The organism is Micromonospora sp. NPDC048843 (assembly GCF_040649965.1).
Lineage (GTDB): Bacteria > Actinomycetota > Actinomycetes > Mycobacteriales > Micromonosporaceae > Micromonospora > Micromonospora hortensis.
In genome coordinates, this window is the sequence record NZ_JBEZGJ010000249.1 from 1 (window position 1) to 7,758 (window position 7,758).

Below are 7,758 nucleotides of genomic sequence, written 5' to 3' on the forward strand. Positions count from 1 at the left end.
CGTCGGCGGCAGTCGGATGTCCATGATGGCGACGTCGGGCCGCTGCCGATCGATCGCCGCGATGATGTCGTCCGGCGTGTCGACCGCTGCCGTCATCGCCGACGCGATCGGCGAACTGGCCCCGCACGCCGAGGCCGCCGGGGTACGGCTGGCCATCGAGCCGCTGCACCCGATGTTCGCCGCCGACCGGTGCGTGATCGCCACCCTCGGCCAGGCACTGGACATCGCGGAGCGGTTCGACCCGGCGGTGGTCGGCGTGGTCGTGGACGCGTACCACGTCTGGTGGGACGACACGGTCTACGCGCAGATCGCGCGGGCCGCCACCCGGATCGCCGCGTTCCAGGTCTGCGACTGGGTGACCCCGCTGCCGGAGGGGGTGCTGCTCGGCCGGGCGCTGCCCGGTGACGGCTGCATCGAGCTGCGTCGGCTGCGCGAGGCGGTGGACGCGGCCGGCTACGTCGGCCCGATCGAGGTGGAGGTCTTCTCCGCCGAGGTGTGGGCGCGTCCGGGTGCGGAGGTCCTCGACGCGGCGATCGCCGGCTACCTGCGCCACGTTGTCTGACAACCCCGAACGGCGGTGGCCGGCGGCGGTCGGCGCCTGGTTGGGCATCGGCACCGCACCCGCCACGCTGGTGCTCGGCGCGGCGATGGCCGCCCGACACGGCGGCGCGGTGCCGGTGGCGGGGCTGCTGGTCGGCGGGGCGCTGATGGCGGCACTGCTCTGGGGGCAGGGCCGGATCGGGCTGCGCCGACCGCTCGGCGACGGCGGAACGCTGACAGCGGTGCTGCCCGCGTACCTGGGGGACACCTCGCGGCTGCTGCTGGCGGCGGTGCTGGCCGTGTCGATGGTCGGTTGGAACGGGTTCAACGTCGGGCTCGGCGGGGCCTCGCTGGCCGCACTGACCCACCTGCCGGGCTGGGCCGGGCCGGTGCTGCTGGAGGTGGCGGTCCTCGCCGTCTCCTGGGCGCCGGCCCGGCTCGGCAACCGGGTCGCGGTGGTCACCACGCTCAGCGCTGTGGTGCTGGTCGGCTGGTGCCTGACGATGCTGCCACCACCCGGTGCGCCGGTCCGTCTCGCTGGTGGCGGGCTCGCCGACGCTGCCGCGCTGATCGGGTACGCGGCAGTGTTCGCGCTGCGGGCACCGGACTTCAGCGTGGGCCTTTCCCGAAGGCGGGACCTCGCCTGGTGCGTGGGGCTGCTGATCGGGCCGGCGCTGCTCGGGGTGCTCGCCGGGGCCGGCCTGTGGCTGCGCACCGGCTCGGCCGACGTGGTCGCGCTGCTCGCCGCCGGGTCGGGGCTGGCCGCGTACGCGAATCTGTTCGTCGCGGTGGCGGTCTTCGCGGCGGCGCTGACCACCACGTACTCCGGTTCGCTGGCAATGCGTGGCCTGGCTCCGCGCCTGCCGGCGCGGGCGGCGATGCTGCTCGTCGCAGTGCTCGGCGGGATCCTGGCGGTCGCGCGGTTCGACCGTCTGGTGCTGCCCTGGCTGACAGTGCTGGCCGCCGCGTTGCCGGTGCTGGTGGTGCCGATGGCAGTGGAAGCCGCGGCCCGTCGGCGCGGTCGTGCCCCGCGTACCGTGCCTGCCTGGTGCTGGATGCCGCCGGCGCTGCTCGCGGTGGCCTGCACGCTCGCCGGGGTGGGTGTCGCCCCGCTGCTCGGGTTGGCCCTGGCCGCGGCGTGCACCGTGCTCTGGCGGCGACGAGGAGACGTCGCCTAGGCCGCAGCGGGGATGGTGGCGTCGATGAGGTGTGGCCCCGGCTGGTTCAGCGCCGCGGAGAACTGCTCCGCGAGTTGCTCGGCGGTGGTGGCGCGGGTGGCGGGCATCCCGAACGCGTTGGCCAGCCCGACGAAGTCGATCTGAGGATTGGTCAGGTCGAACAGCGGATTGGCGTCGGGGTTGGCAGACCCCGGCTGCTTGCTGAAGTAACCCCACTCCTGGCGCAGGATCGCGTACCCGTGGTTGTTGAGGATCACGTTGGTGATGTTCAACCGCTCGCGTACCTGGGTCCAGAGCGCGGTGGCGGTGTACATGACGCAGCCGTCGGCCACCAACGCCACCACCGGTCGGTCGGGTGCGGCGACGGCGGCGCCGACGGCCAGGGGCAGGCCGTCGCCCATGGCGCCACCGGTCTGCATCAGCACGTCGTGTCGGGGAGCGCCAGCGGTGGCGGTGGCAAGGGCGAGGCCGGAACTCACTGACTCGTCGATGATGATGGCCCGTTCGGGTAGCAGCGCCGCGATGACGTCGGCCCAGTTCTGCACTGTGAGTGCGCCAGTGGGTGGTGCCGGTCGGCGCGGGTCGGTGACCTGGGCCGTCGCGTCCGGTGCCACCAGGTCGGCGAGCCGGACCAGCGCGTCGACGGCGTCCTGGCCGACCTCGGCCAGGACGTGCGTCTGGGCGCCCTCGGGCACGAGGAGGCTCGGCTGGTCGGGGTAGGCGAAGAACGACACCGGTGCCTTGGTGCCCGCGACGATGACGTGCCGCGCGCCGTGCAGTTGGTCGAGCACCTGGTCGGGATAGAAGCCGAGCCGGGGGAACGCGGGTAGGCCCGCCCCTCGTTCGACCCGGTTGGAGTAGAGCTCCTGGAAGACCCGCGCTCCGGTCGCCGCGGCGATGCGGCCCGCTGCCAGCAGGCCCGCCTCCCGCAGAGCTGGTCCACCGATCACCAGTGCTGTCGTCTCGCCACTCCGCAGAGCTTCCGCGACCTGGGTGATCGTTCCCTGGTCGACGGTCGGCGCCGGCCGGGGCCGAACGGGAGCGCCGGCTGCACCTCCGTCGGACCAGGACACGTCCGCCGGCATGACCACGGTGGCGATGTGCCCCGGTGGCTCCAGGACGGCGGCGAGTGCGGCAGCGGCGTCCGGTCCCGCGCCGGCGGCATCCTCGGGGCGGCGGACGGGGCCACGCAGCCATCCCGCGAGGGCGGCGATGTCGGAGTTCAACGGCGGGTCGAACGCGGTGTGGAACGTCGCGTGGTCCCCGACGATGTTCACCACCGGCGAGTTGGCGCGGCGGCTGTTGTGCAGGTTCGTCAGGCCGTACGCGAGACCGGGCCCGAGATGCAGCAGCGTCGCCGCGGGCTTGCCGGCGATCCGGGCGTAACCGTCGGCCGCGCCGCTGACCACGCCCTCGAAGAGGGCGAGCACGCCGTGCAGCTCGGGAACCGCCTCAAGCGCTCCGATCAGGTGCAGCTCGGTGGTGCCGGGGTTCGTGAAGAGCACCTCGACCCCGCCGTCGACAAGCGTCCGCAGCAGTGCTTCCGCGCCGTTCACGCACGTCACCCCATCGCCGGTCGGATCAGCAGTGATTCGATACTAAGCTCGCATTTCGGACTACTGCTGCTCGGTCCCGGTAAATCGCCCGCTAGGTGAGGAGGGGGATCCGATGGAACGGGGATGGGCCGAACGGGGCTACCGGGTCCGGTGCCTGGACATCGGCATCGATCGCTCCTTCGACATCTGCTAGCTAGGCGCTCCGGTTCGTGGCCACCCACTCGCGAGAGGCGGTGAACTTCTCGACCGGGTCGCCGAGGACCGACCACGGCCACTCGGTGACCATCCCGTCGAGCAACGCGAACACGTGCGCGGCCGCGTCGAACTCCTCGGCCAGTTCGAAGGTCAGCGCGAAGATCGCCAGCCGTGGCGCCCAGCCGGGACCGGCGGGAATGTAGTCCGGGTGGAAGATCGAGTTTTCCGCGGCGGTGAGGAGCTCGGCGCGGACCTCGTCCGAGTCGAAGTACGCGTTGCCCTCTTCTACGTCGGTGGCCTCCCACCTCTCGAAGTGGGCGACGGCCACCAGTTCGTGCAGGAGGCTGTTGGGCCCGGCCGCCGCGGCGGCGCTCCGCGCGAAGTCGAACATCTCCTCGTGGCTGCCGGACCACTTCTTACACAGATACTGCAACCGCTGCTCGTGCGCGACCACGTGCCCCGGGTGGAGACGCGTCACCGCCTCGAAGCGCTGCTGAGCCTCCGCCGCCCTGATGCCCAGGCCCCGGGCGCTGGTGACCAGCCACGCTCGTGCGGTGACATTGTCGGGTTCCTGGGCGAGCACCTTCTCCAACAACGCTTCGGCGTACTGCAGTCGCTTGTGGAACTCCTGGAGCTGGGCGGCGGCGGTGTACTTGGCCCGCTTGCCGCCACGTGCCTCCCACGCCCAGTGCACCGCGTGGCAGCCGGCGACCAGCACGGGCAGCGTCGACTCGGGCTCGGCGTCGATCCAGTCGCCGATCCAGTCCTGAATCCCGTCGACCCCGCCGACCGCCTCCATGAGGAAGGCCATCTCGTCCGGATCGGCGGCCATGGTGAGCAGTTCCCGGGCGAACTTCCACCTGCGCTTCTCCAACGCCCGGATCAGGGCCTTCCGGTGGGGGTCACCATAGGTCGGGTCCAGTGCCGGGGCCTTTGACCGCTTGATGAATGACCACATGCCACCGAACCCCCATGTCGTACGCCAGGTGGCCGCTGATACTAGATGATCACGCGGCCGGCGGGCTGACCGGTGCGCGCCTCAGCGGTGGCGGAGCCGACTCGTGGGGCTGGGCGCCCTCGCCGAGGCGTTGTGATCTTATACGCACCAGTGATCCGTAACACCGCGCAAATCTTCGATTAACCGTCGTGGACTTGGGTGGGGGAGCGCTCCCAGTGCGGGTCGCGATCAATGAGGGACGCTCCACAAGGGAGCAATCGAAAGGAGCCTCGTGGCTACAGGCACGAGCGGAAACAGGCTGCGAAGACTGGCAATACCTACGCTGGTCGTCGCCCTGATCACCGGTACCACCGGTGTAGCGGGAACGGCGTCGGCGGCACCCGCGGGGTCGTCGGGCAACGGCAGCGGCGCCGGCTACTTCACCGCCGGGTCCGACCGGAAGGTCACCCTGACCGACGGGGGCGACCGCCGACCCGGTGGCAACCGTGCGGCCACGCCGAAGGCAGCCGTCGACGAAACCGGCACCGGCATGTACGTCGTCGAGTTGGCCGAGGACCCGTTGACCACGTACACCGGTGGGGTGTCGGGTCTGACCCGCACTCGCCCGGCGGCAGGTAACCGGCTGGACGTGACGTCGACGCCGTCGCAGGCGTACCGCCGGCACCTCGACACGCAGCGGGGCGCCGTCGCCGCCGCGGCCGGGGTCACTGTCAACGCCGTCTACACCACCGCCTTCAACGGGTTCTCGGCAAAGCTGACCACCCAGCAGGTGAGCACGTTGCGGGCGGACAAGCGCGTCCGCGCCGTCACCGCCTCGCGGGCCCTCGGCACCCCCTCGGCGCCGCCCACCGCGACCACGGCGACCGCCGCCAACCCGACGCCCGCCACCTCGAGTGACGCGGACCAGTCGGCGCCGACGGACCGCTCCGGCCGGCCGGCCAAGCCCGGCCCCGGCACGGGCGCGGGCATGGTGATCGGCGTCCTCGACACCGGCATCTGGCCGGAGAGCGCATCGTTCGCCAAGAAGATGCCCGCTCCCGCGAACTGGCGCGGCACCTGCCAGACCGGCGTGGCCTTCGTGGCCGAGCACTGCAACGGCAAGATCGTCGGTGCCCGGTACTTCGCCGACTCGTGGCTCGCCGGCGGTGGCTCGGTGCCCGAGGGCGAGTTCCTGTCCCCCCGCGACGCGTCCGGGCACGGCACCCACACCGCTTCCACGGCCGCCGGCCTGCCGATCTCGAACGTCACGATCGACGGTCGCCGCTTCGGTCCCGTCTCCGGGGTGGCGCCGGACGCTCAGATCGCCGTCTACAAGGTGCTCTGGGGTGGCATGGGCTACGACGCCGACATCATCGCCGGCATCGACGCGGCCGTCGCCGACGGCGTGCAGGTGCTGAACTTCTCGATCGGCTCGCAGCTCGGCGACTGGGAGGCCAACACCCCCATCGGCGTGGCGTTCCTCAACGCCTCGCTGGCCGGGGTCTTCGTCGCGGCATCGGCCGGCAACACCGGCATCGTGAGTGGCGCCATCAGCAACGCGGCACCCTGGGTGACCACCGTCGGAGCGGCGGTGACCAAGCTCGACGAGGCCACCGCCAAGCTGGGCGACGGCACGAAGCTGGTCGGCGGCTCTCTGGACGCCCTGCCCGGCGGTGGCGCACGGCCGCTGGTCTTCGGTGAACAGGCCGGCTCGCCGGATCTGGGCGCGGTCTACTGCGAGCCCGGCAGCCTGGACCCCGCCAAGATCAAGGGCAAGGTGGTCGCCTGCGCGCTGTCCGACATGTTCGGCTCCGCCGCCGAGATCAAGGCCAAGGGTGGGGCGGCGATGATGGTGTTCGACCCGGTCGGGAACTACCGGATCAACTCCATCTTCAACTTCCCGGTTGTCTACCTGCCGACCGAGAAGCAGGCCGGCACGCTGTTCAACTACCTGATGCGCCACCCCACCGACGCGACAGTCTCGTTGCGCACCGGCGGTGACGGCTCCAGCGTCCCGGGCATACCGAGCGTGGCGGACTTCTCCTCCACCGGCCCGGACAAGGTGACCCTCGGCGTCTTCAAGCCGGACCTGGTCGCGCCCGGATCGAACATCATCGCCGCCGTCTCACCAGCGGGCAACTTCGGGCGACAGTACGACGCGTACTCCGGCACCTCGATGGCCTCACCGTACGTGGCCGGGGCGGCGGCGGTCCTGCGCGCCACCCACCCGGACTGGTCACCCGGCGCGGTCGCCTCCGCGCTGCGCACCACCGCCACCGACACCGTCGGCACCAGCAGCCCCCTCGACCAGGGCAGCGGTTTCATCAATCTGCACCGGGCCACCGACCCGGGCTTGGTCATCGAGCCCACGGCGGCGGAGCTGATCGAGTTCAGCGAGACGACCGAACCCGACGGCAAGGCACTCAACCTGCCGGCCATCTCGTTGCGCGAGTACGACGGGACCCGCCCGGTGACCCTCACCCGCACCCTGACCAACGTGGGCAAGGCGCGGGAGACCTACCGTTCGTCGGTATCCGGTCTGCCCGGCATGAAGGTGACCGTGTCGCCGGCATCGGTGACCCTGGCGCCCGGCAAGTCCGCGACGATCACCATCACGCTGCGTCGGGGCAGCGCGCCCTGGGACCGGTACGTGACCGGGTCGATCACCTGGCAGGGTAAGGCGCACAGCGCCCGGATCCCGGTCGCCGCCCGTCCGTGGGGCATCTCGGCCCGGCCGTACGCTGACGATGGCGAGGAGTTCGCCCGGATGACCAACGGCGCCTTCGGCATGGTCCAGCCGGGCTTCACCGGCCGGCTCGTCGGTCGCAGCACCGGCTACACGCCGATGCGGCGCACGTCGTACTCGATGCCAGCCGGCGTCTACGGGGGCGTTTTCGACCCGAGCGCCACCGGCGTGAAGACTGTCGACTTCACGGTGCCGGCGAACACCGCCGGCATTGTCGTCGAGGCCAACACCGCCGACCCGAACACGAACCTCGATCTCTACCTGTACAAGGGCGACACCCTCGTCTACAGCAGTGACAGGTTCTGGACCAGCGCCGAGCAGGCGTACAAGTTCCTGCCCGAGCCGGGGCGCTACACCGCGTACGTGTTCGCCCAGTACCCCGGTGGTCCCGTCGTCGACTTCGAGCTGGGCCACGCCATCATCGGCCGTAACGCCACGTATTCGGGTGCCACCCTCACGCTGCCCTCCACCTCGGAGCGCGGTCAGGGCTTCAACTTCACGCTGAAGCCGATTGCGCTTCGTCGACAGCGTGACCTTCACCGCCGAGCACCTCCTGCCGGTGCTGCCGCAGCCCCGGCGACTGGGCTCGCTGGCACTGCACCCCAC

The 7,758-nt window shown here is 71.2% G+C and carries 5 protein-coding genes; 3 read left to right on the plus strand and 2 right to left on the minus strand.

The genetic code is table 11. From position 1 onward, the window contains the following. Both AB0C20_RS33480 and AB0C20_RS33485 read left to right on the plus strand, forming a co-directional pair. The coding region (locus tag AB0C20_RS33480; protein WP_357569505.1) for a sugar phosphate isomerase/epimerase family protein at positions 1-562 on the plus strand (562 nt) is incomplete at its 5' end. Beyond that, positions 555-1,718, plus strand: coding sequence for a hypothetical protein (locus AB0C20_RS33485; protein ID WP_357180681.1), 1,164 nt, complete (start codon positions 555-557; stop codon positions 1,716-1,718). The genes AB0C20_RS33480 and AB0C20_RS33485, both read left to right, overlap by 8 nt. Here the strand turns inward: AB0C20_RS33485 and AB0C20_RS33490 are convergent. Together AB0C20_RS33490 and AB0C20_RS33495 are read right to left on the minus strand one after the other, a co-directional pair. After that, on the minus strand, positions 1,715-3,274 hold the full coding sequence (locus AB0C20_RS33490; RefSeq protein ID WP_357180684.1) for an acetolactate synthase large subunit: 1,560 nt from the start codon (positions 3,272-3,274) through the stop codon (positions 1,715-1,717). The two genes, AB0C20_RS33485 and AB0C20_RS33490, sit on opposite strands and share 4 nt — an antisense overlap. A gap of 193 nt (positions 3,275-3,467) precedes the next feature. After that, complete coding sequence (locus AB0C20_RS33495; protein ID WP_357569506.1) at positions 3,468-4,427, minus strand: DUF4034 domain-containing protein; 960 nt, start codon at positions 4,425-4,427, stop codon at positions 3,468-3,470. Positions 4,428-4,698: 271 nt separating this feature from the next. Between AB0C20_RS33495 and AB0C20_RS33500 the strand changes: the two genes are divergently transcribed. Further along, on the plus strand, positions 4,699-7,758 hold a 3,060-nt coding region (locus tag AB0C20_RS33500; RefSeq protein ID WP_357569507.1), incomplete at its 3' end, for a S8 family serine peptidase.

What these genes read in the sequence shown, in the direction of transcription:
- AB0C20_RS33495 (WP_357569506.1), bottom strand. Translation starts at nt 4,427, where the DNA reads ATGTGGTCATTCATCAAGCGGTCAAAGGCCCCGGCACTGGACCCGACC.